This window comes from Neisseria yangbaofengii (assembly GCF_014898075.1).
Lineage (GTDB): Bacteria > Pseudomonadota > Gammaproteobacteria > Burkholderiales > Neisseriaceae > Neisseria > Neisseria yangbaofengii.
In genome coordinates this window covers 1,251,435-1,277,081 of the sequence record NZ_CP062976.1, presented here as the reverse complement: position 1 = coordinate 1,277,081, position 25,647 = coordinate 1,251,435, and the positions used below count along the sequence as shown (strand labels likewise).

The following is a 25,647-nucleotide window of genomic DNA, read 5'->3' as shown; positions in this document are numbered from 1 at the left end:
AAATATAGGGGCGAGAATCTAGTTGCGTGACCGGTATATTTCCCGGCGGTTGCCGACCTTTAATACCAAAACCGTCAGGACATTATCTTTGATTTCGGTAATAATGCGGTAGTCCCCTACCCTGTATTTCCAATATTCGCCAAGTGCCGACCCTTTGAGTGCCTCCCCTATTTGTCGAGGGTTCTCAGAAGCGGCAACACGTTCGTGAAGGAATTTCAAAATTCTGACGGCAACTTGTTTGTCCAATTTAGCCAATTCTTTTTCTGCCGTTCGGTGCAACTCAACCTTCCAAGCCATAGCGCTTCATCACTTCTTCCAATGAAACAGGTTGGCTGCGGCCGGCTTGGATTTCAATGGATCGCTGTTCAGCCAAATATAAATCTTCCAAATCTTCCAAGTGGCTTAATACCGCTTCGCGCACATAAAAGGTTTTAGTGCGGCCGGTTTTGGCTGCCAGCTCTGCTAAACGGGCTTCGATATCCTCAGGCAATCTGACGGCAATCATGGTTTTCCTTTTTAATATCAGTCTTTGATATACATGTATATCATTATACGGATTTTCGATGTCGAAGCAATAGATGGTAATGTATTCTTAATGTAAATTCATGATATTAAAACGTTGTACAAACCTTAAAGAGGAATTTCATCAATACTGCTATACATCTTCATAATCTTTTTAACCGTGGTCGGGCTGCATTCCGCTAATTTTGCGGTTTCGTTGATGCTGGTACCCGCATTGCGCAACCGGAATACGTTGCGGTGTAGGTTGGCATCAGGGCGGCGGCCACGGTATTTACCCTGTTGCCGCGCTTGCCCGATACCTTGATGTTGCCGTTCCCTACGGGTCTCGTAATCCTGACGCGCAATCAGCAAAGCGACTTTCAACAACATATCCGACAGACCGTTCAGGTAAATCTTGGCAATTTCCGGCTGGCCGTCCATGTCCAGTTGCGACAAATCCAACAACCCGGGAATCGACAATACCGCCCCCTTGTCTTTAATCCGATTGACCAAACGTTCTGCCATCTATACCGCCTTGGCCGTTAAAGCACAGCAGAAATTACTGTTTCACTGCTATCTGATACCAGAAGACAAGCTGCACCTGATTGTGAAAGCCGACAGCAGACCACCGAACAACATTGATATTGCACTGGCTGACAGCCAAAACCTACTCCAACCCAAACCGACCGGAGAAGATTCATGAGCCTGACCATCCGTCTTCCTGAAAACGTATACCGCTACCCCTATGAATTTTGCAGCGCCGCATCCTATTCTGCCGCGATGCTGGCAGCCACACTCATGCCATTACCCGGAATCAGCCGCTATGCGGTTATTCCGGTTTTAGGCGGTCTGGCAGTCAAACGTTATTTTGAAGGCAAGCGCATCCGCCGGTATCGGAAGAACGTGAAAAACCTCCCCTATTATGCGGCCACTCCCGACCAAATTCCGGTATCCGACAAAGCATTGTTTTTGGGAAAAGGATTTAGATGGACGCAGAAGCATACCCAGCGCTTGATGATGATTCGCCAGCCTGAAAACGACCACCTGCGCCTCCCGGGGAAGCTATATAAAGCAGCACGCCTGCATGAAATCAAAACACCGGGAGAAACATGGCTGACCAAGCTGGCTTCATCAAATGCCTGGTGGAATCCGGTTGCCCCTTACCTCCTGTCGGCGGTTCTCCTGAAATTCACGGTGTCGAACCGGAGGAAGAAGAAATCTTCATGTCGTTGGGCGAGCGCGTCGGCCATACCGGGGTTTGGGGAACTACCCGTGTCGGTAAAACCCGCCTTGCAGAAGTAATGATCAACCAAGACATCTGCCGTGGTGATGTGACCATTATGTTCGACCCCAAAGGTGATGCCGATGTGATGCTGATGATGTATGCACGTGCGAAAAAAATGAACCGGCCGTTTTACCTTTTTCACTTAGGCTTCCCTGAAGTATCTTGCCGCTACAATCCGGTCGGCGATTTCTCAAGAATTACCGAAGTAGCCACCCGTATGTCCAACGGTTTGCCTGGAGAAGGTAATTCGGCAGCATTTAAAGCATTCGTATGGCGCTTTGTAAACGTGTTGGCCAAAATTATGGAAGCTATTTCCATTAAACCAACCTATCTGAGCATTTACCAGTGTGCCGTGAATATGGATGACTTGGCCAAAGCCTATTTTGAAAAAACACTCAACTTGGAATATCCCGAGTGGGAAAAAGAATATGAATCTTACGATTTGGAATCAGAACAAAAGAAAACGGCCGGCAAAACCGGTCGGGATATGGAAACGGTTAAAACCGCGTATTTTCTGAAATCAAAAGGATCGAACAATCCATTGACGGATGCTGTCATCGGCATTTTAGGTAATGAACGCACCTATTTCGATAAACTGGTTTCATCACTGTACCCATTGCTTGAAAAACTGACCAGCGGCAAAGTAGCCGAATTAATCAGTCCGGATTTCAATGATTTAACTGATGAGCGGCCGGTTATGGACTGGCGTAAAGTCATGGCCTCCGAAGCGGTGGTATATGTGGGACTGGATGCACTAACCGATGCTGAAGTAGCCGCAGCAGTCGGTAATGCAATGTTTGCAGACCTGACTTCGCTTTCCGGTCATATCTACAAGCACGGTCATGGTTTTGGCCAGTCAGGAGCAACTAAAAAACGGAAAGTGGCTATTCATGCAGATGAATTTAACGAATTAATCGGGGATGAGTTCATTCCGCTGCTGAATAAAGCCGGCGGTGCCGGTTATCAAGTCACCGTTTACACGCAAACATGGTCCGATGTCGAAGCCAAAATCGGTTCGGCCGCCAAAGCCGGCCAAATTGCCGGTAACTTGAACAATATGATTATGCTCCGTGTCAAGCACGAATCAACCGCCGAATTGCTGACCAGCCAGCTACCGGATGTCAAAGTCGTTTCAGGCACTCAAGTATCTTCCGCCGGAGATGTCGCCCTTCCGAAAGACATGGAGGATTTTACCAGTTCGAACGAAGACCGGTTAGCAACAGAAACCGTCCCGATGCTGCAAACATCAGACTTGATCAACCTGCCCAAAGGACAGGCTTTTGCGCTACTAGAGGGCGGGCAACTCTATAAAATCCGACTCCCACTCCCCTTGCCCGACCCGGACATTGATGTTCCATCCGATTTGACTGCCGTTGCTGAAAAAATGCGTGAAATTGTCCGCTTGAACCGCACCGATGACTCAGAAAACAATGCTTTTGTAGAAGGACAATATTATGGCTAACCAATCTCCCGAATTTCTGACCAAGTCAACCAGCATTGGCTTTTTGACCAAACCGTTCAAATGGGCTTTCATCATTTTGTTGGTTACTGCAATCCTGTTTTTTTCGTCGGTAGCTATTCAGACCTACTTCGGACAGGATGATTTATTGAAATCAGAACTGATTCGAACCCATCGGTAATTAAATTGCTCTTAAAAGTGCTTTTTATTCCAAAATCGGGCAAAACCGGCCTTCACCGGCTAGCATAAAATGCTAAAGGCCGTCTGAAACTTCAGACGGCCTTATTATCGTGGGTTATTGACTAAGCAGCATAATTAACGCTAAGATAATGCGTGTATCAACCGATGCAGTCAAAAGCAGTTTCCCGAATCGAAAGGTTATCTGCATTTTTAAGTTCCTTTAGGTTTGTTTAAAACTGGCAGGAACAGCAAAAATCCCCTAGTTCGCGCTTGGGGATTTTTGCTTTGTCCCCATCGCTTGGCTTGTCAATTGTCAAATCTAAGTCATTTTAAGCTCCTTTCATGTTTTTTTAATCGTTCCGCCCTGCTCAGGATTGTGGAGCTGGGAGGGGCTAAACTGCTAATGTAGGCGTTTTTTTAAATGTCAGTCTTGCTTCGCTTGGTCGGGGTGCGATTGTCCAAAAACGGGCAAATCCCAAAGGATAGGGGGAAGGTTTGTAAAGATTCGGAGTGTTTTTTTTCCGAATCTTTATGAATACCCTATCCTTTGGGATTTGCCCGTTTTTAAATCGCAAAACCACGTCCAGCGAAGCAAGACTGATATTTAAAAATACTGCGCCGGAATGGGTCGCTTCGGCAACTTGTCATAAACCCGACATTATGCGAATTAACATGATTATCTTGAAACGCAAACTAATGAGCGGCAAAGTTATGCTGTATAATCCGGCCTATTATCTCTGTTTCCAATAGCTTTATGTTTAATACCGATTTACTGCTCGAGAAAATTACCAACAAAGATTATCAGCATATGATTATCACTAACAGCAGCGATTTCAGCGCCAATGAAACCGGTTTGCTGCAAGAAATTTTACAGCGCTTTGATTTTGACGTGGTTCAGGCACAGGCATTGGCTCAGGCGGTTTTGCAGCAGCAGCGTTTTGATCCGAATGAATACCATATCGACAGTGATGATGAAGACATCACCGGCATGTGTCCGCATTGCATTAATCCGCCCATGCCGCCGCTGCGTGATTACTTGGCTTGGCGTGAATTGCGCGGCTAGGACTATGTTAACCTTGAGGCCGTCTGAAAATATTTCCGGCATTTGCCGATGATTGAAATGATAAATTATGTTGCAAACTGATAATCTTACCGCCCAGCCGCCGCAGCGCATTATTGCGGCACAATCGATTTCTGCCCAAGAAGAGCTTTTAGAACGCGCCTTGCGCCCGAAAACATTGGCGGATTACATCGGCCAAACCAAGGCTAAGGAACAGTTGGCCATTTTCATTGAAGCGGCGAAAAAACGCGGTGAAGCGCTTGACCATACCTTATTGTTTGGCCCGCCGGGTTTGGGTAAAACCACGTTGGCGCACATTATTGCCAAAGAATTGGGCGTCAATCTGCGCCAAACCAGTGGCCCTGTGTTGGAGCGTGCCGGCGATTTGGCTGCCCTATTAACCAATCTTGAGCCGCATGATGTTCTTTTTATTGATGAAATTCACCGTTTGAGTCCGGTGGTAGAAGAAATTCTTTACCCTGCCCTTGAGGATTATCAGCTTGATATCATGATTGGCGAAGGCCCAGCGGCGCGTTCGGTAAAAATCGATTTGCCGCCGTTTACGCTGATTGGTGCCACTACGCGTGCGGGTATGCTGACCAATCCGCTGCGCGACCGTTTCGGCATTGTTTCCCGTTTGGAGTTCTATGAAAACAATGATTTAGCTACGATTGTCAGCCGTTCGGCGCAATTATTGTCGTTGAACATGGGTGATGAAGGTGCGATGGAGGTGGCCAAGCGCAGTCGTGGTACGCCGCGTATTGCCAACCGTCTGTTGCGTCGCGTGCGTGATTATGCCGAAGTGAAAAACGACGGCGTGATTGATGCCGATATTGCCGATGCCGCTTTGAGTATGCTTGATGTCGATGCCAAAGGTTTGGATGTGATGGACAGAAAATTTCTCGAAGCCATTTTGTATAAATTCGGCGGTGGCCCTGTGGGTTTGGAAAACGTGGCGGCGGCGATTGGCGAATCAACCGATACCATTGAAGATGTGATTGAGCCTTATTTGATTCAGCAAGGTTTTTTGCAACGCACACCGCGCGGCCGTGTCGCCACCGAGCGAACTTACCTGCATTTCGGCTTAAAAGTAACTGAATAAATTTGATATTGATGGGCCGTCTGAAAGTTTCAGACGGCCTTTGTTTATATTCGCAATCAGAACGAATATTCGGCTTTCAGCCAATAAGTCCGCGGCATACCCAATACGGCAAAGCTGCGGTCATATTGGCCGCGCTGTACTTGCCAATAAGCTTTGTCGAACAGATTTTCTACCGCCGTGCTCACGGTCAAATCGTTCTTGCCCAGCTTGGTTTTATAGCGCGCGCCGATGTCCGCCAAGGTATAAGACGGGAAAGCGTATTGTTTCTGCGTATCTTGATAAGATTTGCCGAAATACTGCACATTACCCGACAGCGTCAAACCTTTCACATAAGGAATATCCCATTCCACGCCTGCTTTGGCAATCACGCTCGGATTGGCGACTTGCACGCCGCTGATCAGATTGTCTTTGTAATTCGGATAATCTTTGACTTGCGATTTCAAATACATCAAACCAAAGCTCGGGCGCAGGGTTTGGTTCAGCAGATTGGCATAAATATTAAATTCGATACCGCGGTTACGCTCAATACCATGCGCATCGCCCGGAGCCGCGCCACTGGCGGCAAAGTCGGTTTCGCCGGTGGTGTTGCCGCGCCAATAGCCCGGACGGCGGATTTGGAAGGCGTTTAACGTGGTGACAAAATCGCCCCAGTTTTTACGCACGCCGATTTCAAACTGGCGGCTGACGCGCGGTTTGGCCATGGTGGTGTCGCCGGTGGCATTGTCAACGCTCAAGCTGGCCGGTTCTAAATCTTCCATGTAGTTGCCGTAAACCACCAAATCCGGTTGAGGCACCCACGCGGCCATCAGCATCGGGCTGAAGCGGCCAGCATCGGCTTTGGTTTGGTCGCGATTGTTTTTTTGCTCGACTTGCTGGAAGCGGCCGCCCAAAGTAAAGCGGTAGCGGTTGTCGGCAAAACCCATGGTATCGGACAATGCTAAGCTGTTGACTTCAATACGGGTATCCGGATTCGACGCGCTTTCCATGGTGGTCGGATAATCGGCGGTAAACGAAGCCAGTTGCGCGGCAATATCGCCGGTGCCGTCAATGGTGGCTTTGCTGCTGCCTGCTTTGGTGCCGCGATAGGTTTGGCGGCGGCGGTCGATGCGGTCTAAGGCTGCGCTCCAAGTGTGCGCAACCACGCCGGTTTCAAATTGGCCGCGTGCGGTGAGATTCATGCTGGTGGTTTGGAAACGCTGGTCGGTCAGGCGGGCAGTGTTGGTGTTGTATTGGCTGCTGTCGGTGGTGCTGACCGTTGGCGAAATCAGTGTGCCGTAATAACGCGCATCGTTGTAGCCGATACCGCCGCTGATTTGGGAATCGTAGTCGGTGTCGTATTCAAAGGTCAGCATATTGGTTTGGGTGCGGGTGTTTTGCCAGTTCCAAGAAGGCAGTAAATTGGTCTTGCCGCTTGGTGCTTCGAACAATCGGCCATTGGCATTTTGGATATCCTGAATACGCGCGCGGCCGCCTTGTGCTTTGCGTTTGGAATACACAGAATCAAACGCCACGCGTAATTTTTCACCGCGGTAATCGGTGTTTACGGCAAATTCTTTGTTGTCTTCGCTGTAACCGTCGCGCGGGGTATCACCGTGGCGCAACTTGCCGTTGACGCGTACGCCAAGTTGCTTGTTTTCGCCGAAACGCTTGCCCAAATCAAACGTGCCTTGCGCACGGCTGTCGCTAAACCAACCCAAACCGACGGTGTGCTTGCCTTCATCGGCGGCTTTTTTGGTTTCGATGTTTAACGAGCCGGAAGCCGCGCCTTCCGGATCCATGCCGTTAACTGCGGTCGATGCGCCCTTGATTAACTGCGCAGAAGCCACTTGCACGCTGGATGTACCCTGCGTGCCGTACATACCAGCTAAACCGTTGACGCTGAATTGGCGCGAGTCTAGCTGATAGCCGCGGAAATACAGGCCGGTGAGCGTATTGGTTTCGCCGCCGAATTGCCAAGTCGACGCATCTTTTTTCGCCACGACATCCACTAAAGTGCGCGCTTCAGTGTTGCGAATCGCTTTTTCATCATAACTCACTACCGTCACCGGTGCGGTAAAGGCATTGGCTTTGCCCAACACGCCAAGATTGACGCGGTCTTTCAAATCGCCGTCGCTGGCAATGGAATACGATTTGGCTGCGCGCACGCGTGCGTTGTCGCCCTTCACTTCTACTTGTTGCAATTTTGTTTGATTGGCAGCTGCGGCATCACTGCTTTCATCGGCAGCATGGGTAAATGCGGCGGCAATCAAGAGCGGCATTAAGGCTAATTTACTGTTCATGTAGGTTTTCTCTGAAATAAATATGTTTCTGAAATAAATATGTTTTAAGCGTAAAAAATCTAAAAATGATTTTAAGGACGGATTATATTTGATAACATTATTCTTCGCTATAAAATGAAATAGAAATTGTTCTTATCATTAATTTTAAACAATAAATACAACACTTAACGCAATAATCTCTTGAATCATTAAATAATGCCGCCTGAAAATATTTTCAGACGGCCTGGTAACGCAATTAAAAAGAACCTTATGCAAAAATGGCAAACCGAGCTTTACGGCACTCCGCTGTGGCTGCTGCAAGCGCTCGCAGGCGTGGCAGTGGCGCTCATCATTATTTTATTTTTCGCTTCCAAAACCCGCTTCGGCCAAGAATTTAAATATATTCTCAAGCTCTGTTTAACGCGCAAAAGCAGCGTCAAAATCATCATCGCCATTGTGGTGATGGTGGTATTGCTGCTCACTGAAATCCGGTTGAATGTGCTCAGTACTTTTATGTCCAACGGCTTATACAGCTCCATGCAAGACATGAAAATACGGGCATTTTGGCAGTTTGCTGCCATGAATGCAGGCGTGGTGCTGCTGCGTGCGTTCAACGGTGTGGTTAACGATTTTCTCGATCAAAGTTTGGCCATCAAATGGTCGGAAAAACTTAATCATGTGCTGACCGCGCGCTGGCTGGAAAACAAAAATTACTACCGCTTGCAAATGCGCCGTCATTCGCCCGACAACATCGACCAACGTATCCAACAAGACGCACAGGATTTCATTACGTCTACCATCGAATTTGTGCGCGGTATGCTCAATTCGGTGGTGTCGTCGCTCGAATTTGCCTTTGTATTGTGGGGCTTGGCGGGCATTCTGACCGTATTTGGCTACGATATTCCGCGCGGCATTGTGTGGTTTGTGTTTATCTTTGTGATTTTGGCAACCTTTATCGCCATGTGGATTGGCAACCCCTTGATTCGTTACAACTATGAAAACGAAAAACTCAACGGCGACTACCGCTATTCGCTCATCCGCGTGCGCGATCATGCCGAGAGCGTGGCATTTTACGACGGCGAATGGCGCGAACAAAACCAATTAAGCAGCCGCTTTGCCGCCATTATCCGCAACCGCTGGCGCATCGCCCGTCAAAGCGTGGCCTTAAGCGGCTTTAACGATATGTTCAGCAACGGTATTCAGCTTTTCCCGATTATTCTGCAAGCGCCACGCCTGTTTGCCGGCCAAATCAAAATCGGCGATGTGCAGCAAACTGTGCAAGCCTTTGCCCGTCTGCAACGTGCGCTGTCGTTTTTTCGCATGTTTTACGAAGAATTCACCGCCTACCGCGCCCGTTTGGAACGTTTATACGGTTTTTTACTCAGCACCCACGAGCAACACAGCGCCCCTAAACCCGAGATTAAACACGTTTCAGACGGCCTCAAACTCAACAACGTCGCACTCTACCGAAACAACGGCGAAATCCTGTTGGATAATATCAATATCCATGTCCAACCCGGCGATGCCCTATTAATTAAAGGCCCGAGCGGCTGCGGCAAAACCTCCCTGCTGCGTTTACTGGCCGGACTGTGGCCGTTTGGCAGCAGCGGACACATCGCGCAACCCGAGCGCAGCCAGATTTTATTTGTGCCGCAGCGCCCCTACACTCCGCAAGGCACTTTGCGCGAAGCCATCTGCTACCCCGATATCGACCCGCAGCATCCTGATTTAGCCGCTTCAATGAGTCTGTGCCGCCTCGAGCATTTAAGCAGCCAGCTCGACAAAACCGATGATTGGCAGCACAAACTCTCGCCCGGCGAACTACAGCGCGTCGCCTTCTGCCGTACCCTGCTCTCACGCGCCAAAGTGGTTTTACTCGACGAAGCCACCTCCGCACTTGACGAACCCACCGAATCGCAGCTTTACCGCGCCATTCGCGAAAAAATGCCCCAAAGCATCATCATCAGCATCGGCCACCGCAGCAGCCTGAATGAATTTCATAATATTCACTATGATGTCGGCGCGGTGAAATGCGATTGACGCAATATGCCGAGACCATACGAAAGATGATATATAAGGCCGTCTGAAATCCGGTTTTCAGACGGCCTTTCTGCTAAAATAACGCACAAACACATCACGCGAGAACATGATGCCCGAAATAAAATGCCCTCATTGCCACACCGCTTTTACCGTTGACCAAGCCGGTTATGCCGACATTGCCAACCAAGTGCGTACGCTGGAATTTCAGCAGGAATTAAACGAGCGTTTGGCGCAAAGCCGCCGCCAGTTTGACACCGAAATCAAGCTGGCGGAAAACACGCTGGAAACCGCTTATCAGCAGAAGCTCGCTGCTAAAGATCGCGAATTGGCCGAATTGGCGGCACACTTAAAAAGCCATGAAAAAGACAGCCAACTGGCCGTTGCCGAAGCAGAGGGCCGTCTGAAAGCGCAATTGGCCGATCGTGATCAGCAAATTGCCGCGTTGCGTTTGCAGGCCAAATCCTTGGAAGAATCGAAAAACATTGAAAAAGAATTGGAAATCCATCGTGCTGTGGCAGTGAAAGAACGTGAATTGGGCGAACTCAATGCGCGGTTTTTATTACAGGCTAAAGAGCGCGAATTGGAAAAACAAGCCTTGCGCGAGCAATATCAAGCCCAATTGAAGCAAAAAGACGAAGCGATTGCGTTTTATAAAGATTTCAAAGCGCGCCAATCCACCAAAATGGTTGGCGAAAGTCTTGAGCAGCACTGCGAAACTGAGTTCAACCGCATCCGCACCACCGCCTTCCCGCAAGCCGTGTTCGGCAAAGATAACGACGCAACCGGCGGCAGCAAAGGCGACTATATCTACCGCGAGTGCGATTCAGACGGCAATGAAATCATCTCGATTATGTTTGAGATGAAAAACGAAAACGAAACTACCGCCACCAAAAAGAAAAACGAACATTTTTTCAAAGAGTTGGATAAGGACCGCCGCGAGAAAAAATGCGAATATGCCGTGTTGGTGTCGCTTTTGGAGGCCGACAACGAGCTTTACAACGGCGGCATTGTCGATGTGTCTTACGCTTATCCGAAAATGTATGTCGTGCGGCCGCAATTTTTCATTCCGCTGATTTCTTTATTACGAAATGCCGCGCTGAATACCTTGCAATACAAACAGGAAGTTGCCCAGATGCGTGCACAAAATATCGATATCACGAATTTTGAGGAAGATTTAAATACCTTCAAAACCGCATTTGCCCGCAATTACGAATTGGCCAGCCGCAAGTTTCAGACGGCCATTGAAGAAATCGACAAAACCATCACCCATTTGCAAAAAACCAAAGAAGCTCTGCTCTCTTCGGAAAACAACTTACGCTTGGCCAACAATAAGGCGGAAGAATTGAGCGTGAAAAAACTTACCCGCAAAAATCCGACCATGAAAGCGGCGTTTGAGGCTTTGGGTAATCATGATGATGTGATTAAATAAATTAAAAGGTCGAGACAGTTGCAAAACTTAGGTAAAAATTAATGAGTCTATCCTCCTCATTAGCTGCGCAAGTCCGCTACGCTTCCCCCGCGCAGGCAGGAATCCAGAATTTCAAATGACTGTAATATTTATAGATTTCTGAAAATGATAGGACTAGATTCCTGTCTACGCGGGGAACGGATTGGAAATTTCTGAATATTTTCAAGTTTGACACTAATCTCAGGCTGTCTGAAAACAATTTAATCAACTGAAGGTTTGGTATGCAGATTTATTTAGTCGGCGGTGCCGTCCGCGATCATTTGTTAGGCTTGGCAGTCAAAGACCGCGACTGGGTGGTGGTAGGTGCCGATGCGCCTACCATGCTGGCGCAGGGTTTTCAGCCGGTGGGCAAAGATTTTCCCGTGTTCCTGCATCCCGACAGTCACGAAGAATACGCCCTCGCCCGCACCGAGCGTAAAACGGCCAAAGGCTATGCCGGTTTTGCGTTTCATGCCGATAAAGACGTGACGCTGGAACAAGATTTAATGCGCCGCGATTTAACCATCAATGCCATGGCGCAAGATTCAGACGGCCTGATTATCGATCCGTTCGGCGGGCAACAAGATCTTTCAGACGGCATTTTGCGCCATGTTTCTCCTGCTTTTGCCGAAGATCCGGTCAGGATTTTGCGCATTGCCCGTTTTGCCGCACGTTACGGCTTTACGGTGGCGGACGAAACCAGACAGCTGATGCGGCAGATGGTGGCCGACGGCGAAGCGGATGCGCTGGTGGCGGAACGGGTTTGGCAGGAATTGGCCAAAGGCTTGATGGAGCAAAATCCGGCGAAAATGATTGAAGTATTGCGCGAATGCGGCGCATTGGCGGTATTGCTGCCCGAAGTAGAAGCCTTGTTCGGTGTGCCGCAGCGTGCGGATTATCACCCTGAAATCGACAGCGGCATCCACACGCTGATGGTGTTGCAAAAAGCGGCCGAAATGGGCTTAAGTTTACCTGAGCGCTATGCGGCGCTGCTGCATGATTTGGGCAAAGCCAAAACGCCGTCTGAAATTCTACCCAAGCATTACGGGCATGATTTGGCCGGCGTAAGTTTGGTACGTGAAGTGAATGAACGTTTGCGTGCGCCGCGTGCGTGCGCCGAATTGGCCGAGCTGGTTTGCCGCTGGCACATTATTTTTCATCAAGCAGCACAACTCAAACCGGCTACCATATTGAAGACCTTAAAGAAAACCGATGCGTTCAGACGGCCTGAACGCTTTCAGACGGCCTTGAATGTGTGTATGGCTGATCAACAAGGCCGTCTGAATTTTGAAGATGCCGGGTATCCGCAGCGTGAACATTGGTTAAACTTATTACAGGCAGCCAATGAAATTGATGCCGGAGAAATTGCCGCACAATGCGCCCGAGATCAGCAGCAACATTTAATTGCGCAACGCATAGATGAAGCGCGTTTGGCCAAAATCAAGCCGGTACGGGAGGCCTTCAAAGCTCAACACGATTAAGGCTATCCATATAAATAAAGGCCGTCTGAAGCAATGCTTTTTCAGACGGCCTTTTAATCAATCAATTACTGCTTTTTCAAGCCCTTGGCTTTCACGGTCGCAATCGCGCCGTCAATGCCTTTTTGTTGGATTAATTCATTAAATTGATTGCGGTAAATCGTTACCAAACTGGCGCCGTCTACGCGGATATTGTAGATTTTGTATACCGAACCGACTTGGTAAAGCTGGTAAGCCACTTCGTATTTGGTGCCGTTTTTGGTTTGGATTTCAGAGAAAACATCATGTCGGTTGCCGTTGGAAGTCATTTTCGGCAGCAATTTCACTTTGGCATCCGCCGCGCCCATTAAGGCCGAATGCGAATACATGTTGATAATCATGTCTTTAAATGCGCTGATGAATTCACTTTTTTGTTTGGCAGTAAAATTACGCCACGGCGCGCCCACAGCCAAAGCGGAAATGCGCTCGTAATCCAGATAGCGGTTGGCATAGCTTTCGATTTGCTTCATTTTTTGCGCTTCGCTTGCCGAACTTTTGGCAATCTTCAACACAGTATCCATATTTTGCTGCATTTGCGTTTGCGCAGGATGCGTCGTAGCGGCAGCATAAGGAGCCACAACCGCCATCGGCGCGGCCAACATCAAGGCAGATAAATAACGGGTCATGTTTTTTCCTTTATCTTTCATCAAGGTGTAGGGAAAGTTTGGCTATTGTAATCGCTTTGATATCAGGAAATTTTAATAAAATGTAAAAAACCATTCAGGCCGCCTGAAAACAAATTAGCAGCCGATGAATAAATTATCATTATATATTAATTAGTTATAGATTAAATCAGGCGAAATGCTTTACAAATTTTTTGCAGTCACTATAATAACGGCTTCCTCACCGCCCAGGTGGCGAAATTGGTAGACGCAGGGGACTCAAAATCCCCCGCCGCAAGGTGTGTCGGTTCGAGTCCGACCCTGGGCACCAAATTTTAAAAAGACCGCTTAATGCGGTCTTTTTTGCCTTTGTCTCGCAGTTTCAGACGGTCTAAATAAGCCATTTTCTCCTGTTTTTGCCGATAAATTTGCTAAAATGACAAATATTGTCGGTTATCCCCTTTTATTCTGATTACAAAAAGGGTACATTTACTACATTGTAAACAATCTTCAATTCAACGGAACACACATCATGGATCGCTTCCCCAAATCATCAAAACTGGATCATGTCTGCTACGATATCCGCGGGCCGGTACACAAAGAAGCCCTGCGCCTGGAAGAAGAAGGCCACAAAATTCTGAAGCTGAACATCGGCAACCCCGCACCTTTCGGCTTTGAAGCGCCGGATGAAATTTTGGTAGACGTTATCCGTAATCTGCCGACTTCACAGGGCTATTGCGATTCCAAGGGCCTTTATTCTGCGCGTAAGGCCATTGTGCATTACTACCAAACCAAGGGCTTGCGTGACATTACCGTGAATGATGTGTTTATCGGCAACGGCGTATCCGAGCTGATTACCATGTCTATGCAGGCATTGCTCAATGACGGCGATGAAATCCTGATTCCGGCGCCGGATTATCCTTTATGGACGGCAGCCGCCACGCTGGCCGGTGGTAATGTGCGCCATTATTTGTGCGACGAGGAAAAAGACTGGTTTCCGGATTTGGCCGATATGGAAGCCAAAATTTCGCCGAAAACCAAAGCCATTGTAGTGATTAACCCGAATAACCCGACCGGCGCGGTGTACAGCAAAGAAATCCTGCTGGAAATCGCCGAATTGGCACGCAAACACGGCCTGATTATTTTTGCTGATGAGATTTACGACAAAATTTTGTACGATGGTGCCGTGCATCACCACATTGCCGCCCTCGCCCCCGACTTGCTGACCGTCACCTTTAACGGTTTGTCAAAAGCTTATCGCGTAGCCGGTTTCCGTCAAGGTTGGATGGTGCTCAATGGGCCGAAACAACACGCTCAAGGCTATATTGAAGGCTTGGAAATGCTTGCCTCTATGCGCTTGTGTGCTACCACGCCTATGCAACACGCGATTCAGACGGCCTTAGGCGGCTATCAGAGCATCAACGAATTTATTTTGCCTGGCGGTCGCTTGCTGGAGCAGCGCAACAAAGCTTACGAACTGGCGAACCAAATTCCCGGTATTACCTGCGTGAAGCCGATGGGTGCGATGTATATGTTCCCGAAAATCGATACTGAAATGTACAACATCCATGATGACATGAAATTCGTTTACGATTTGTTGGTGCAGGAAAAAGTCTTGTTTGTGCAAGGCTCGGGATTCAACTGGATCAAGCCCGACCACTTCCGCATCGTGACCCTGCCTTATGTGCATCAAATCGAAGAAGCGATGGCGAAATTGGAACGCTTCTTGAAAAATTATCGTCAATAACAGGATATAAAAAAAGCCGTCTGTTTTCAGACGGCCTTTTCTCTTTTCACCCATTATTTATTCAATTGCGCATTCAACATGTTTTCACGCGACAGAATGCGATCCAAATCCGCAGCTTCCATCAAGCCTAAATCCAAAATCACATCACGCACGCTTTGGCCGGTGGCCGCACAGATTTTACCGATGTAACCACCGTTTTCATGGCCGATGTAAGGATTCAGGAAGGTAATCAAACCAATTGAATTGAACACATAGCTCTCGCATACTTCGCGATTAGCCGTAATGCCTTTCACGCATTTTTCTGCCAAGCCTGTGCAAGCATTGTCCAATAACGAAATCGATTCCAACATACATTGCGCAATCACCGGCTCCATTACGTTCAATTGCAATTGACCTGCTTCAGAAGCGAAGGTAATCGTGGTATCGTTGCCCATTACTTTGAAGCAGACTTGGCTGACCATTTCCGGAATCACCGGATTTACTTTAGCCGGCGTAATTGAAGAGCCTGCCTGCATTTCCGGCAAATTAATTTCACCGAAGCCGGCGCGCGGACCGGATGACAGCAAACGCAAGTCGTTACAGATTTTCGATACTTTCACCGCCGTGCGTTTTACCGCGCTGTGTACCATCACATACGCGCCGCAGTCGGACGTTGCTTCGATCAGGTTTTCCGTCAGCTTCACATCCAAGCCGCTGATGGCTGCCAATTTTTTCACCGCTAAATCAGCATAGCCTTCCGGCGTATTCACGCCCGTGCCGATGGCGGTAGCACCCAAGTTCACTTCCAACAACAATTGGCGTGTGCGCTCCAAATTGACGATTTCTTCGTCCAACAATACTTGGAACGATTTAAATTCCTGCCCCAAAGTCATCGGCACCGCATCTTGCAACTGCGTACGCGCCAATTTCAATACATCTTTAAATTCATCCGCTTTTTGCGCAAACGAATCTTTCAACACAGTCAGGTTTTTCAAGAAATCACCCACGCTGTAATACACCGCCAAGCGGAAAGCAGTCGGATAAACATCGTTGGCTGATTGGCTGGCGTTCACATCGTCAATCGGGTTCACGGCTTCATAATTGCCCTTTTCCTGCCCCAATTGCTCCAAAGCCAAGTTGGCAATCACTTCACAGGTATTCATGTTGACGGAAGTACCCGCACCGCCTTGGAATACATCGGTCGGGAACTGATCCATGCAGCGACCGTTTACCAAAATTTCATCACAAGCCTTATCAATCGCGTTCGCCACTTCCGCCGACAACGCGCCCAATTCGCCATTGGCCTGTGCCGCCGCTTTTTTCACCTGCACCAAACTGCGCACAAAATGCGGCATGTCCGCTACTTTTTGCGAAGAAATCTGGAAGTTTTCCAAAGCGCGCAAGGTGTGGATGCCCCAATACACATCGCTCGGAATCTCACGTTCGCCCAATAAATCATATTCAACACGATAAGCCATACTCTAAACCCTCTTTGAGAAAATATTGATATCACCGGTACGCGGCTGCACAGGAGATAAGATAATCTTGTTAGCCTGATTTGTCCATATATTTAAGGCATAATCATACGGTGGTTTTGGGATAAAAAGCCGTCTGAAAACCTTTTCAGACGGCTTTTGTGCTCATTAAGCCAATTTTTCGTTTACCCAAGCTTCGATACTTGCCAAGGCTTGCGGTAATTTCGCCGCATCGCTGCCGCCTGCCTGCGCCAAGTCCGGACGGCCGCCGCCTTTGCCGCCGATTTGTTCGGCAGCAAATTTCACCAAATCGCCCGCTTTGACTTTTGCCATCAGCGGTTTGGATACACCGGCGCACAACGATACTTTTTCGCCGTTGACCGCTGCCAGTAAAACCACGGCTTGGTCGGATTTTCCGGTCAAATCGGTGACGATTTCACGCAATGCACCCGCATCGGCTTCGATTTGGGCGGCAACCAGTTTGGCTGCGCCCAAGTCTTTGGCGTTTTCCAGCAGTTTGGCACCGGCATAAACCGCCAATTCGGCTTTGGCTTTTGCCAAATCTTTTTCCAAAGTTTTGCTTTGAGCGGCATTGGCTTGGATTTTTGCCAACACGTCTTTTTCGGTTTGCGCTTTGACTTCGCCGATCACGTCTTTAATCAGCCGCTCTTGGTTTTGCGCCCATTTCAGAGCATTCAGGCCGGTAATCGCTTCGACACGGCGCACGCCTGCGGCAATGCCGCCTTCGGAAATGATTTTGAACAGACCGATGTCGCCGGTACGGGAAACGTGGGTACCGCCGCACAATTCGGTTGAAAAATCACCCATTTTCAAGACACGCACTTCGTCGCCGTATTTTTCGCCGAACAGCATCATTGCGCCGGTTTTTTGGGCATCTTCCATGCTCATAATGGCGGCTTCCACGGCCACGTTTGCCAAAATCGCTTCATTGACACGGCGTTCCACTTCGGCGATTTCTTCGGCAGTTACCGCCTGCGGGTGGGAAATATCGAAACGGGTCGATTCAGCGGTAACCAGCGAGCCTTTTTGCTCGACATGGCTGCCCAATACATCACGCAGAGCTTTGTGCATCAAGTGGGTGGCGCTGTGGTTGCGCATATTGGCGTTGCGGATATCGTTGTCGATTTTGGCGGTAACGGCATCACCGACTTTCAGACGGCCTGCAACCTGCACGCCGAACTGGCCGAACACTGCGGCTTTGATTTTCTGCGTATCACGCACTTCAAAGCGGTTTTCTCCGGCAAAAATATAGCCGACATCACCGATTTGGCCGCCCGATTCGGCGTAAAACGGTGTGAAATCAATCACCACTGCGCCGCTTTCGCCTTCTGCCAACTCGTTTACCGCTTCGCCGTCTTTATAGAGCGCCAATACGCAAGCCTCGGTTTGGCGTTCGGTATAGCCTTTAAATTCAGTGTCTTTGCCTTCGTAGCCCAACTGGGTGTTGGCTTTGAAACTTTGGGCGGCACGGGCACGGTTGCGCTGGGCTTCCATTTCCCGCTCGAAGCCTGCTTCGTCCAGCTCAATGTTGCGTTCACGGCAGATATCGGCGGTTAAGTCGTATGGAAAACCGTAGGTATCGTAGAGCTTGAAGATGATTTCGCCGTCAAGTTTTTTGCTGTCTTTTGCCAAAGCGTTTTCCAGCAAAGCCATGCCGGTTTCCAAAGTTTGGGCAAAGCGGCTTTCTTCGTTTTTCAGGGCTTCTTCGATTTGCGCCTGTTTTTCTTTCAATTCAGGATAGGCATCGCCCATTTCTTTAACCAAATCCGGCACCAGTTTGTGGAAAAACGGCTGGTTTTGACCAAGTTTGTAACCGTGGCGCACGGCACGGCGGATAATGCGGCGCAATACATAACCCCGGCCTTCGTTGCCCGGCAATACGCCGTCGGCAATCAGGAAAGAGCAGGAACGGATATGGTCGGCAATCACTTTCAGGCTCGGCTCGTCCATGCTGAATGCAGCGCCGGTTTCCCGTGCCACGGCTTTGAGCAGGCCTTGGAACAGGTCGATTTCGTAGTTGCTGTGTACGCCCTGCATCACTGCCGCCATGCGCTCCAAGCCCATGCCGGTATCGACGGACGGTTTCGGCAACGGATTCATGTTGCCCTGCTCATCCCGGTTATACTGCATAAATACGCAGTTCCAGATTTCGATCCAGCGGTCGCCGTCTTCTTCCGGACTGCCGGGAATGCCGCCCCAAATTTCTTCGCCGTGGTCGTAGAAAATTTCGGAACACGGGCCGCAAGGGCCGGTGTCGCCCATTTGCCAGAAGTTGTCGGACGCATAATGGCCGCCTTTGTTGTCGCCGATACGGACAATGCGGTCGGCGGGCATACCGATTTCGTTGAGCCAGATGTTGTAGGCTTCATCGTCTTCAGCGTAAACCGTTGCCAGCAGTTTTTCTTTCGGCAGGTTGAGCCATTCTTTGCCGGTCAGAAAACCCCATGCGAAGTGGATTGCATCACGTTTGAAATAATCGCCGAACGAGAAATTGCCCATCATTTCAAAAAAGGTATGGTGGCGGGCGGTGTAGCCGACGTTTTCCAAGTCGTTGTGTTTACCGCCGGCACGTACGCATTTTTGGGCGGTGGTGGCACGGTTGTACGGGCGTTTGTCAAAGCCTAAGAACACGTCTTTAAATTGGTTCATGCCGGCATTGGTAAACAGCAGGGTCGGGTCGTCATGCGGCACCAGCGAAGAGGAGCGGACGATTTGGTGTTGGTGTTGTTCGAAATATTTCAGGAATTTTTGACGTAATTCAGAAGTTTTCATGGTATTTTCTGTAGCAGGTTTAAACGGTTTCAGACGGCCTGTTGAAGCTTTTCAAAGGCCGTCTGAATATAATTTTCAGATACCGCCTATCTTACCGCAAATCCTTGTTTCAAGCTATCTGTCGGTCTGAATTATTGGCGGTGAAATGTGGCAAATTTTTACAAAAAGGCCGCCTGGAATTTCAGACGGCCTTTGGGAGTGTTTACTTTTTCTGCAACGCCCGTTTGACGATAATCATCCAGTCTTTTTTGTCCAACACCGGACGCTCGTTAAACACATCGTATTCAATACCGTCGAGCTTTTGCAAAATCAACTGCCCGCCGATAATAATCATGCGTAGCTCAAAACCGATGCGGCCTTTGAGTGTTTTGCCCAAGGGCGAGCCGCCTTTGAGCATGCTGAATGCGCGTCCGCATTCGTGTGCCATCAAGCGTTGGAAGGCGAAATCGGCTTTACCTTCGGCAATTTGCTGCTCCGTGACTTTGAAGCGCTCCAAATCATCTTGCGGAATATAGATACGCCCTTTTTGCCAATCGACGGCGACATCCTGCCAAAAGTTGATCAGTTGCAAAGCGGTGCAGATGCCGTCGCTACGGGCAATGCTTACCGGATCATGTTCGCCGTAGAGATGCAATAGTATGCGCCCGACGGGATTGGCCGAGCGGCGGCAGTAATCAATCAATTCGCCAAAGGTTTGATAGCGTTTTTTCACCACGTCTTGCTTAAACGCGCAAAGCAAATCGTAAAACGGCCCAAGCGGCATTTTAAAAGGTGTAATCGCTTCATTATTGAGCCGCTGCATCAGCGCGGTTTGCGGCGTTTCACCCTTTTGGATGCGGTCTAACTCGTGTTCCAATTCGGTCAAATCGTGCAAACGGCTTTCATCGCTTGAATTGCCTTCATCGGCAATGTCGTCAGCAGTGCGGGCAAAAGCATACACGGCGTGAATGGGCTTGCGCAGACGGCGCGGCAAAATAATGGAGCCGACGGGGAAATTTTCGTAGTGGTTGACAGACATAATGCGTTCTTTGCGTGGTATTTTTTCAGACGGCCTTTTTTAGCTGACAGGCCGTCTGAAACGGGGCCAAGCCCAATCAAAACCCGTTTTCCATCATAATTTGGCCGGGTTCGCGGTTACGGTGCATGGCATAGCCCAAGTCCATCAAGGCTTGGAAGGTGTCTTTTACCATTGCCGGATTGCCGCACACCATGAAGCGCGTATCGGCTTTGTTAAACGTAAAACCGATGTGTTTTTCCAAACCGCCTTCCAGCAGCAAAGCCGGAATGCGTTGGTTGGACAAGGTGTTTTCGGTGGTTTCGCGCGTGGTTACGGGCACGAAAACCAATTTGTGGAAATACTCTCCAATCAGCGGATGATCTTTCAAATCGGCCAAGCGTCGGCTGAAAATCAATTCATCGGCATATGACACGGAATGCACCAGCACCAACCGCTCGAAGCGTTGCCAAATTTCCGGTTGCTCGATGATGGATAGAAACGGCGCAATGCCCGAGCCGGTAGAGAGCATCACCAAATCTTTGCCGTCTGGAAAACGTTCGGGCAACAGGAAACCGGTAGCGGTTTTATCCAGCAGGATTTCATCGTTTGCCTGCATTTTTGCCAATCTGGCCGACATCGGTCCGTCTTCAATCAACACGGCAAAATATTCCAAAGTATCGGCATATTCGGCCGATACCACCGAATAGGCACGCCAGATAAAGCCTTCGCCGTCGCGGAAACCCAAGCGCGAAAACTGGCCGGCGGAAAAGCGGTAGGCTTCGGGGCGCGTGATGGCGAATGTCATCAGTTTGGGTGTGTGGTGTTTCACCCATAACACTTTTTCTTCGGTGAACTTGGCTTCAGGTGCGGCGGCCATAAGGTTTCCTTTGGTCAACATATTTCAGACGGCCTTGATTATACGCTAAGGCCGTCTGAAAAATAACAGTAAAGTTTTTATGGAAACAGTTCATGCCGTCCGAAAGGCCTTCAGACGGCATGAATATTCACAAAGCCGTATCCAAAGCTTTGGAAATATCCTGCCAAATGTCGTCCACGTCTTCAATGCCGATGGAAAAACGCAGCAAACCGACCCTGATGCCCATTTCCATTTTCACATTGTGCGGCACGCCGCTGTGTGATTGTGAATAGCAATGATTGACCAAGCTTTCTACGCCGCCCAAGCTGGATGCCATTTTGATCAAATCCATGTTTTGAATCACGCTGTTGGCTGCTTGCTTGGTGTCGTTTTTCAGATAAACCGTGACCACGCCGCCGATGCCTTCGGGCATTTGCGTTTTGGCCAATTCGTAATGTTCATGCGACGGTAAGCCCGGATAAAAAACTTTTTCCACCGCCGGATGATTTTCCATGCGTTTGGCGATTTCCAAGGCGTTTTCGCAGTGGGCTTTCATACGCAAGGCCAAGGTTTTGATGCCGCGTAACACCAGCCAGCAGTCGAACGGGCTGGCCACTGCGCCGCTGTTGACCATCATGGTGTGCAAAGGCTTGGCCAATTCTTTGGTTTTCACCACCGCCACGCCCATCAACACATCGGAATGGCCGCACAAATATTTGGTGGCGGAGTGGAACACAATGTCGCAACCCATATCCAGCGGGCGTTGCAGATACGGCGTGGCAAAAGTATTGTCTATGCCGACCAGCGCACCGGCTGCCTTGGCTTTGGCGGCTAAAGCCGGAATATCCACCAAGCGTAATAATGGGTTTGAAGGCGTTTCGAGCCAAAGCATTTTGACGTTGGCGTGTTCGGCCAACAGCGCATCGAGATTATCGGGATCGCTCAAATCGGCTAATACCACGTTCACGCCCCATGGCGCATACACATCATTCAACAAATCATAGGCGCCGCCGTAGATATCGGCCACGGCAATGATTGTGTCGCCCGGTTTCAAAAATGTGCGCCACACGGCATCAATGCCAGCCATGCCGCTGGAAAAAGCAAAACCGGCTGCGGCGTGTTCCAAATCGGCGACCGTATCTTCCAAAATTTTGCGCGTGGGATTGCTCAAGCGCGAATAACGGTAAGGGGTTTGTTCGCCGATTTCACGGGTGGCAAACATACTGTTTTGGTAAACCGGCGGCATCAGCGCGCGCTGGTGTTCGTCGCAATCATAGCTGGAATGAATCGCTTTGGTGGCAAATTTCATGGCACAAACCTATTTCGATATGAATGGCATTCATTCTATCACTATCTGGAAAATAGAAACAATCAATACCGTCCTGCCCGCTAAGTGATATAATCTCGCATTTATAAAATCGGCCATCAAACCGACCTTTCAGACGGCCTTGAATTACCGTTTCCCGCCCACACTTAATCAAGCCTAGGCTTAATTCTAAGGAAAAAACACGCATGAACGCCATCGCAGACGTGCAATCAACCCGCGATTTACGCAACCTGCCGATTAACCAAGTCGGAATTAAAGATTTACGTTTCCCGATTACCTTACGAACCGCCGAAGGCGAACAGGCCACCGTTGCCCGTCTGACCATGACGGTGTATCTGCCTGCCGACCAGAAAGGCACGCACATGTCGCGCTTTGTTGCGTTGATGGAAAAGCAAACCGAAGCCTTGGGCTTCGAGCGTTTGCAGCAACTCACGCGCGAAATGGTTGAATTGCTGGATTCGCATTCCGGCAAAATCAGTGTGGGCTTTCCTTTTTTCCGCAAGAAAACTGCTCCGGTGTCCGGCATTCAGTCGCTGCTTGATTATGATGTTACCTTGACCGGTGAAATCAAAAGCGGTGCATACAGCCACAACCTGAAAGTGATGGTGCCGGTGACTTCGCTTTGTCCGTGTTCCAAAGAGATTTCGCAATACGGCGCACACAATCAACGTTCGCATGTTACCGTATCGCTGGTAGCCAATGCCGATGTGGGGATTGAAGAGGTCATCGACTGCGTGGAAGCGCAAGCAAGCTGCCAACTCTACGGCCTGCTCAAACGCCCTGATGAAAAATTCGTGACCGAGCAAGCGTATGAAAATCCGAAATTTGTGGAAGACATGGTGCGCGATGTGGCCACTTCTCTGATTGCCGATGCCCGCGTGGAAAGCTTTGTGGTGGAAAGTGAAAACTTTGAATCGATTCACAACCATTCGGCTTATGCGGTGATTGCTTATCCTTAAACGCAATATTCAGCAAAGGCCGTCTGAAAACGAATCGTCCGGACGGCATTGTTAATGACGGAACTATGCTGCATAGGCTGTCTGAAACTGATTTAACGCAAGCAAACCTGTTTCCTGTGTTTCAGACGGCCTCAAATCACTTATTAATGCCGATTAATGCCGAAACATTGATATGATATTAAATTTTTGTTTAACCAACGCGGATCTACCCCGCACCGACAGGTTGCCGATATGAAAAAACTCTTTTATTTTATCTTGGCCTTTCTCGCCTTGTTTGACACAGCTTTTGCCGAGCCGGTTGATGCGTCGAAACTTTTGCCGCCCGAGCAGGCGTTCCGCCCGCAGATTAATGTCACCGAGCAAGGTATCAATGTGCAATTTCAGATTGCCGAAGGTTATTACCTTTACCAATCCAAAATCATTGCCGATACCGATCCTGCCGGCGTGTTGAGCGATACGCCGCAATTTGGCCCGGGTGAAGAAAAAGAAGACGAATTTTTCGGCAAGCAAACCGTGTACCACCACGCGGCGCAAGTGAATTGGCCTTATCAACAAGCTTTCGGCCAATATAAACTAACCTTGGGCTATCAAGGTTGCGCTGAAGCCGGCGTGTGCTATCCGCCGGTAAATACGGTGTTCGACATCAACGGCAACGGCCTGTATGAGCCGCAAGGCGATGATACGCCGGTGTCGGCGAAAGAACGCTTCACCCGACCCGATGCCAAATCTTCAGACAGTCTGAAATCTGCACCTGCCCAAAGCGGCGGGGGTCGTTTCAAATTGTCTCGAGATACTTTGAACGCCAATCTTTTGGCGTTTTTTCTCGCCGGTTTGGGCCTGAGCTTTACCGCTTGTATGTATCCGCTGCTGCCGATTGTGTCGAGCATTGTCGTCGGCGATAAAAATGCCACTAAGGGGCGGGCGTTTGCCTTGTCGATGGTGTATGTACAAGGTTTGGCGCTCACTTATACTTTGGTCGGTGTGTTTGCCGGTCTGACCGGTTCGCTGTTGACCGTGTGGCTGCAACAGCCTTGGGTAGTATTAACTGCTGCGGCGGTTATGGTGTTGTTGGCTTTATCGATGTTTGGTTTCTTCAATATCCAATTGCCAAGCTCGGTGCAGTCGTATTTTCAAAACCAAAGCAACAAGCTTTCCGGCGGCCGCATGGCTTCGGTGTTTGTGATGGGTATGCTGTCTGCGTTGATTGTCGGCCCTTGTGTAGCGCCGCCTTTGGCCTTTGCTTTGGGCTATATCGGCCAAACCGGTGATGCGGTATTGGGCGGTTTGGCATTGTATGCCTTGGCTTTGGGTACGGGCGTACCGCTGATTATCATCGGTACTTTCGGCGGCCACATCATGCCGCGCGCAGGCGATTGGATGAACGGCATCAAATCCGCGTTCGGCTTTATCCTACTGGCGGTGGCGGTGTATCTGGCTACGCCTTACCTGCCTTACGCACTGGTGGCGTTGCTTTATACTTTATTGCTTTTGGTACCCGCGGTGTGGTTGTTGGTATGTGCCGGTAAACAGACAGGCCGTCTGAAAAGCGTGGCAATGGTGCCGGGCTTTTTGCTGCTGATTGGCGGCGCATGGTTCGGCTGGCAAAGCTACCAACGCCAAACCACTGCCCTGCATCATTTCTTAACCCTAACCCCGCCGTCCGAAGCCGGACAAAGCGGCGGCCACGGCATTATGTTTACCGATGCGGCCGAACTCAAGGCCGCGATGGATGCCGCTTTAAAAACCGATCCGTCGAAACCGGTCTTGCTTGATTTCTATGCCGATTGGTGCGTTTCCTGCAAAGAAATGGCAGCCTACACGCTCAACCAGCCTCAGGTTCACGAAGCGGTGGATATGCAGCGCTTTTTCCAAATCGATGTCACCGCCAACACTGCCGGTCATCAAGCCTTGTTGAAAGAATACGGCTTATTCGGGCCTCCGGGTGTGTTTGTGATTCGTGCGGACGGTACGCATAGCGAAGCTTTATTGGGTTTTGTGAAACCGGATGCGTTTATCGAATGGTATCGGCAAAACGAAAAATAATGTGACCTATAATCAAGGCC

At 49.4% G+C, this 25,647-nt stretch carries 22 protein-coding genes and 1 tRNA gene; 13 read left to right on the top strand and 10 right to left on the bottom strand.

The features are described from left to right. Positions 1–18: 18 nt before the first annotated feature. From H4O27_RS06105 to H4O27_RS06095, 3 genes are all read right to left on the bottom strand, one after another. Positions 19–297, bottom strand: a complete 279-nt coding sequence (locus H4O27_RS06105; protein ID WP_165007707.1) for a type II toxin-antitoxin system RelE family toxin — start codon at positions 295–297, stop codon at positions 19–21. Beyond that, complete coding sequence (gene relB / locus H4O27_RS06100; RefSeq protein WP_165007704.1) at positions 281–505, bottom strand: type II toxin-antitoxin system RelB family antitoxin; 225 nt, start codon at positions 503–505, stop codon at positions 281–283. Before relB ends, H4O27_RS06105 begins: the two co-directional genes overlap by 17 nt. A 125-nt stretch (positions 506–630) precedes the next feature. Then, a complete protein-coding gene (locus tag H4O27_RS06095; protein ID WP_165007701.1) occupies positions 631–1,026 on the bottom strand; it encodes a helix-turn-helix domain-containing protein in 396 nt (131 codons plus the stop codon). Here H4O27_RS06095 and H4O27_RS06090 point away from each other — a divergent pair. The 6 genes from H4O27_RS06090 (at position 1,007) to ruvB (ending at position 5,587) form a co-directional block, all read left to right on the top strand. Then, positions 1,007–1,204, top strand: coding sequence for a hypothetical protein (locus H4O27_RS06090; RefSeq protein ID WP_165007698.1), 198 nt, complete (start codon positions 1,007–1,009; stop codon positions 1,202–1,204). The two genes, H4O27_RS06095 and H4O27_RS06090, sit on opposite strands and share 20 nt — an antisense overlap. After that, on the top strand, positions 1,201–1,803 hold the full coding sequence (locus H4O27_RS13030) for a P-loop NTPase family protein (RefSeq protein WP_226883459.1): 603 nt from the start codon (positions 1,201–1,203) through the stop codon (positions 1,801–1,803). Before H4O27_RS06090 ends, H4O27_RS13030 begins: the two co-directional genes overlap by 4 nt. Further along, a complete protein-coding gene (traD, locus tag H4O27_RS06085) occupies positions 1,689–3,248 on the top strand; it encodes a type IV conjugative transfer system coupling protein TraD (protein WP_226883521.1) in 1,560 nt (519 codons plus the stop codon). Before H4O27_RS13030 ends, traD begins: the two co-directional genes overlap by 115 nt. Beyond that, a complete protein-coding gene (locus tag H4O27_RS06080) occupies positions 3,241–3,426 on the top strand; it encodes a hypothetical protein (RefSeq protein ID WP_165007695.1) in 186 nt (61 codons plus the stop codon). The genes traD and H4O27_RS06080 overlap by 8 nt, the downstream gene beginning before the upstream one ends. A 753-nt stretch (positions 3,427–4,179) precedes the next feature. Next, the gene (locus tag H4O27_RS06075) at positions 4,180–4,488 is read left to right on the top strand and encodes a hypothetical protein (protein WP_165007692.1); all 309 of its coding nucleotides are present in this window, start codon (positions 4,180–4,182) and stop codon (positions 4,486–4,488) included. 67 nt (positions 4,489–4,555) lie between these two features. Further along, on the top strand, positions 4,556–5,587 hold the full coding sequence (gene ruvB, locus H4O27_RS06070) for a Holliday junction branch migration DNA helicase RuvB (protein WP_165007689.1): 1,032 nt from the start codon (positions 4,556–4,558) through the stop codon (positions 5,585–5,587). Between the two features lie 56 nt (positions 5,588–5,643). Here the strand turns inward: ruvB and H4O27_RS06065 are convergent, their stop codons facing one another. Then, complete coding sequence (locus H4O27_RS06065) at positions 5,644–7,866, bottom strand: TonB-dependent receptor (protein ID WP_165007687.1); 2,223 nt, start codon at positions 7,864–7,866, stop codon at positions 5,644–5,646. A gap of 249 nt (positions 7,867–8,115) precedes the next feature. On the opposite strand from H4O27_RS06065, the gene H4O27_RS06060 reads away from it, so the two are divergent. The 3 genes from H4O27_RS06060 to H4O27_RS06050 all read left to right on the top strand — a co-directional run bounded on the left by H4O27_RS06060 (position 8,116) and on the right by H4O27_RS06050 (position 12,813). Further along, positions 8,116–9,885, top strand: coding sequence for an ABC transporter ATP-binding protein/permease (locus tag H4O27_RS06060; protein WP_165007685.1), 1,770 nt, complete (start codon positions 8,116–8,118; stop codon positions 9,883–9,885). Positions 9,886–9,994: 109 nt separating this feature from the next. Next, the gene (locus H4O27_RS06055; protein WP_165007842.1) at positions 9,995–11,314 is read left to right on the top strand and encodes a DUF2130 domain-containing protein; all 1,320 of its coding nucleotides are present in this window, start codon (positions 9,995–9,997) and stop codon (positions 11,312–11,314) included. Between the two features lie 260 nt (positions 11,315–11,574). Then, a complete protein-coding gene (locus H4O27_RS06050) occupies positions 11,575–12,813 on the top strand; it encodes a multifunctional CCA addition/repair protein (RefSeq protein WP_165007682.1) in 1,239 nt (412 codons plus the stop codon). A 65-nt stretch (positions 12,814–12,878) separates the two neighbouring features. Here the strand turns inward: H4O27_RS06050 and H4O27_RS06045 are convergent, their stop codons facing one another. Next, on the bottom strand, positions 12,879–13,475 hold the full coding sequence (locus H4O27_RS06045) for an MlaC/ttg2D family ABC transporter substrate-binding protein (protein ID WP_165007679.1): 597 nt from the start codon (positions 13,473–13,475) through the stop codon (positions 12,879–12,881). Between the two features lie 222 nt (positions 13,476–13,697). Here H4O27_RS06045 and H4O27_RS06040 point away from each other — a divergent pair. Both H4O27_RS06040 and H4O27_RS06035 read left to right on the top strand, forming a co-directional pair. Further along, positions 13,698–13,782: transfer RNA gene (locus H4O27_RS06040), tRNA-Leu, on the top strand. A gap of 201 nt (positions 13,783–13,983) precedes the next feature. Then, on the top strand, positions 13,984–15,198 hold the full coding sequence (locus H4O27_RS06035) for a pyridoxal phosphate-dependent aminotransferase (protein ID WP_165007676.1): 1,215 nt from the start codon (positions 13,984–13,986) through the stop codon (positions 15,196–15,198). A 53-nt stretch (positions 15,199–15,251) separates the two neighbouring features. Here the strand turns inward: H4O27_RS06035 and aspA are convergent, their stop codons facing one another. The 5 genes from aspA to H4O27_RS06010 all read right to left on the bottom strand — a co-directional run bounded on the left by aspA (position 15,252) and on the right by H4O27_RS06010 (position 22,607). Beyond that, positions 15,252–16,655: an aspartate ammonia-lyase gene (gene aspA / locus H4O27_RS06030; protein WP_165007673.1), complete on the bottom strand. Its 1,404-nt coding sequence runs from the start codon at positions 16,653–16,655 to the stop codon at positions 15,252–15,254. 165 nt (positions 16,656–16,820) lie between these two features. Further along, the gene (gene alaS, locus H4O27_RS06025; RefSeq protein WP_165007670.1) at positions 16,821–19,445 is read right to left on the bottom strand and encodes an alanine--tRNA ligase; all 2,625 of its coding nucleotides are present in this window, start codon (positions 19,443–19,445) and stop codon (positions 16,821–16,823) included. Between the two features lie 202 nt (positions 19,446–19,647). Next, positions 19,648–20,463: a squalene synthase HpnC gene (gene hpnC, locus H4O27_RS06020; RefSeq protein WP_165007667.1), complete on the bottom strand. Its 816-nt coding sequence runs from the start codon at positions 20,461–20,463 to the stop codon at positions 19,648–19,650. A 76-nt stretch (positions 20,464–20,539) separates the two neighbouring features. After that, positions 20,540–21,319, bottom strand: a complete 780-nt coding sequence (locus tag H4O27_RS06015) for a ferredoxin--NADP reductase (protein ID WP_165007664.1) — start codon at positions 21,317–21,319, stop codon at positions 20,540–20,542. 127 nt (positions 21,320–21,446) lie between these two features. Next, positions 21,447–22,607, bottom strand: a complete 1,161-nt coding sequence (locus tag H4O27_RS06010; protein ID WP_165007661.1) for a trans-sulfuration enzyme family protein — start codon at positions 22,605–22,607, stop codon at positions 21,447–21,449. Positions 22,608–22,810: 203 nt separating this feature from the next. Here H4O27_RS06010 and folE2 point away from each other — a divergent pair, with 203 nt between their 5' ends. Next, positions 22,811–23,584 (top strand): GTP cyclohydrolase FolE2, encoded by a 774-nt coding sequence (gene folE2, locus H4O27_RS06005; protein WP_165007659.1) that lies wholly within the window; start codon positions 22,811–22,813, stop codon positions 23,582–23,584. A 231-nt stretch (positions 23,585–23,815) separates the two neighbouring features. Continuing rightward, the gene (gene dsbD / locus H4O27_RS06000) at positions 23,816–25,627 is read left to right on the top strand and encodes a protein-disulfide reductase DsbD (protein ID WP_165007656.1); all 1,812 of its coding nucleotides are present in this window, start codon (positions 23,816–23,818) and stop codon (positions 25,625–25,627) included. Positions 25,628–25,647: the final 20 nt, after the last annotated feature.

Bases quoted from the DNA above. Each gene is read 5' to 3' on its own strand.
- folE2 (WP_165007659.1), top strand. From the start codon at position 22,811: ATGAACGCCATCGCAGACGTGCAATCAACCCGCGATTTACGCAACCTG.
- H4O27_RS13030 (WP_226883459.1), top strand. From the start codon at position 1,201: ATGAGCCTGACCATCCGTCTTCCTGAAAACGTATACCGCTACCCCTAT.
- ruvB (WP_165007689.1), top strand. From the start codon at position 4,556: ATGTTGCAAACTGATAATCTTACCGCCCAGCCGCCGCAGCGCATTATT.
- H4O27_RS06080 (WP_165007695.1), top strand. From the start codon at position 3,241: ATGGCTAACCAATCTCCCGAATTTCTGACCAAGTCAACCAGCATTGGC.
- H4O27_RS06010 (WP_165007661.1), bottom strand. From the start codon at position 22,607: ATGAAATTTGCCACCAAAGCGATTCATTCCAGCTATGATTGCGACGAA.
- H4O27_RS06045 (WP_165007679.1), bottom strand. From the start codon at position 13,475: ATGACCCGTTATTTATCTGCCTTGATGTTGGCCGCGCCGATGGCGGTT.
- H4O27_RS06095 (WP_165007701.1), bottom strand. From the start codon at position 1,026: ATGGCAGAACGTTTGGTCAATCGGATTAAAGACAAGGGGGCGGTATTG.
- H4O27_RS06060 (WP_165007685.1), top strand. From the start codon at position 8,116: ATGCAAAAATGGCAAACCGAGCTTTACGGCACTCCGCTGTGGCTGCTG.
- H4O27_RS06065 (WP_165007687.1), bottom strand. From the start codon at position 7,866: ATGAACAGTAAATTAGCCTTAATGCCGCTCTTGATTGCCGCCGCATTT.
- H4O27_RS06075 (WP_165007692.1), top strand. From the start codon at position 4,180: ATGTTTAATACCGATTTACTGCTCGAGAAAATTACCAACAAAGATTAT.
- alaS (WP_165007670.1), bottom strand. From the start codon at position 19,445: ATGAAAACTTCTGAATTACGTCAAAAATTCCTGAAATATTTCGAACAA.
- hpnC (WP_165007667.1), bottom strand. From the start codon at position 20,463: ATGTCTGTCAACCACTACGAAAATTTCCCCGTCGGCTCCATTATTTTG.
- H4O27_RS06050 (WP_165007682.1), top strand. From the start codon at position 11,575: ATGCAGATTTATTTAGTCGGCGGTGCCGTCCGCGATCATTTGTTAGGC.
- H4O27_RS06035 (WP_165007676.1), top strand. From the start codon at position 13,984: ATGGATCGCTTCCCCAAATCATCAAAACTGGATCATGTCTGCTACGAT.
- relB (WP_165007704.1), bottom strand. From the start codon at position 505: ATGATTGCCGTCAGATTGCCTGAGGATATCGAAGCCCGTTTAGCAGAG.
- H4O27_RS06015 (WP_165007664.1), bottom strand. From the start codon at position 21,319: ATGGCCGCCGCACCTGAAGCCAAGTTCACCGAAGAAAAAGTGTTATGG.
- dsbD (WP_165007656.1), top strand. From the start codon at position 23,816: ATGAAAAAACTCTTTTATTTTATCTTGGCCTTTCTCGCCTTGTTTGAC.
- H4O27_RS06055 (WP_165007842.1), top strand. From the start codon at position 9,995: ATGCCCGAAATAAAATGCCCTCATTGCCACACCGCTTTTACCGTTGAC.
- aspA (WP_165007673.1), bottom strand. From the start codon at position 16,655: ATGGCTTATCGTGTTGAATATGATTTATTGGGCGAACGTGAGATTCCG.
- H4O27_RS06105 (WP_165007707.1), bottom strand. From the start codon at position 297: ATGGCTTGGAAGGTTGAGTTGCACCGAACGGCAGAAAAAGAATTGGCT.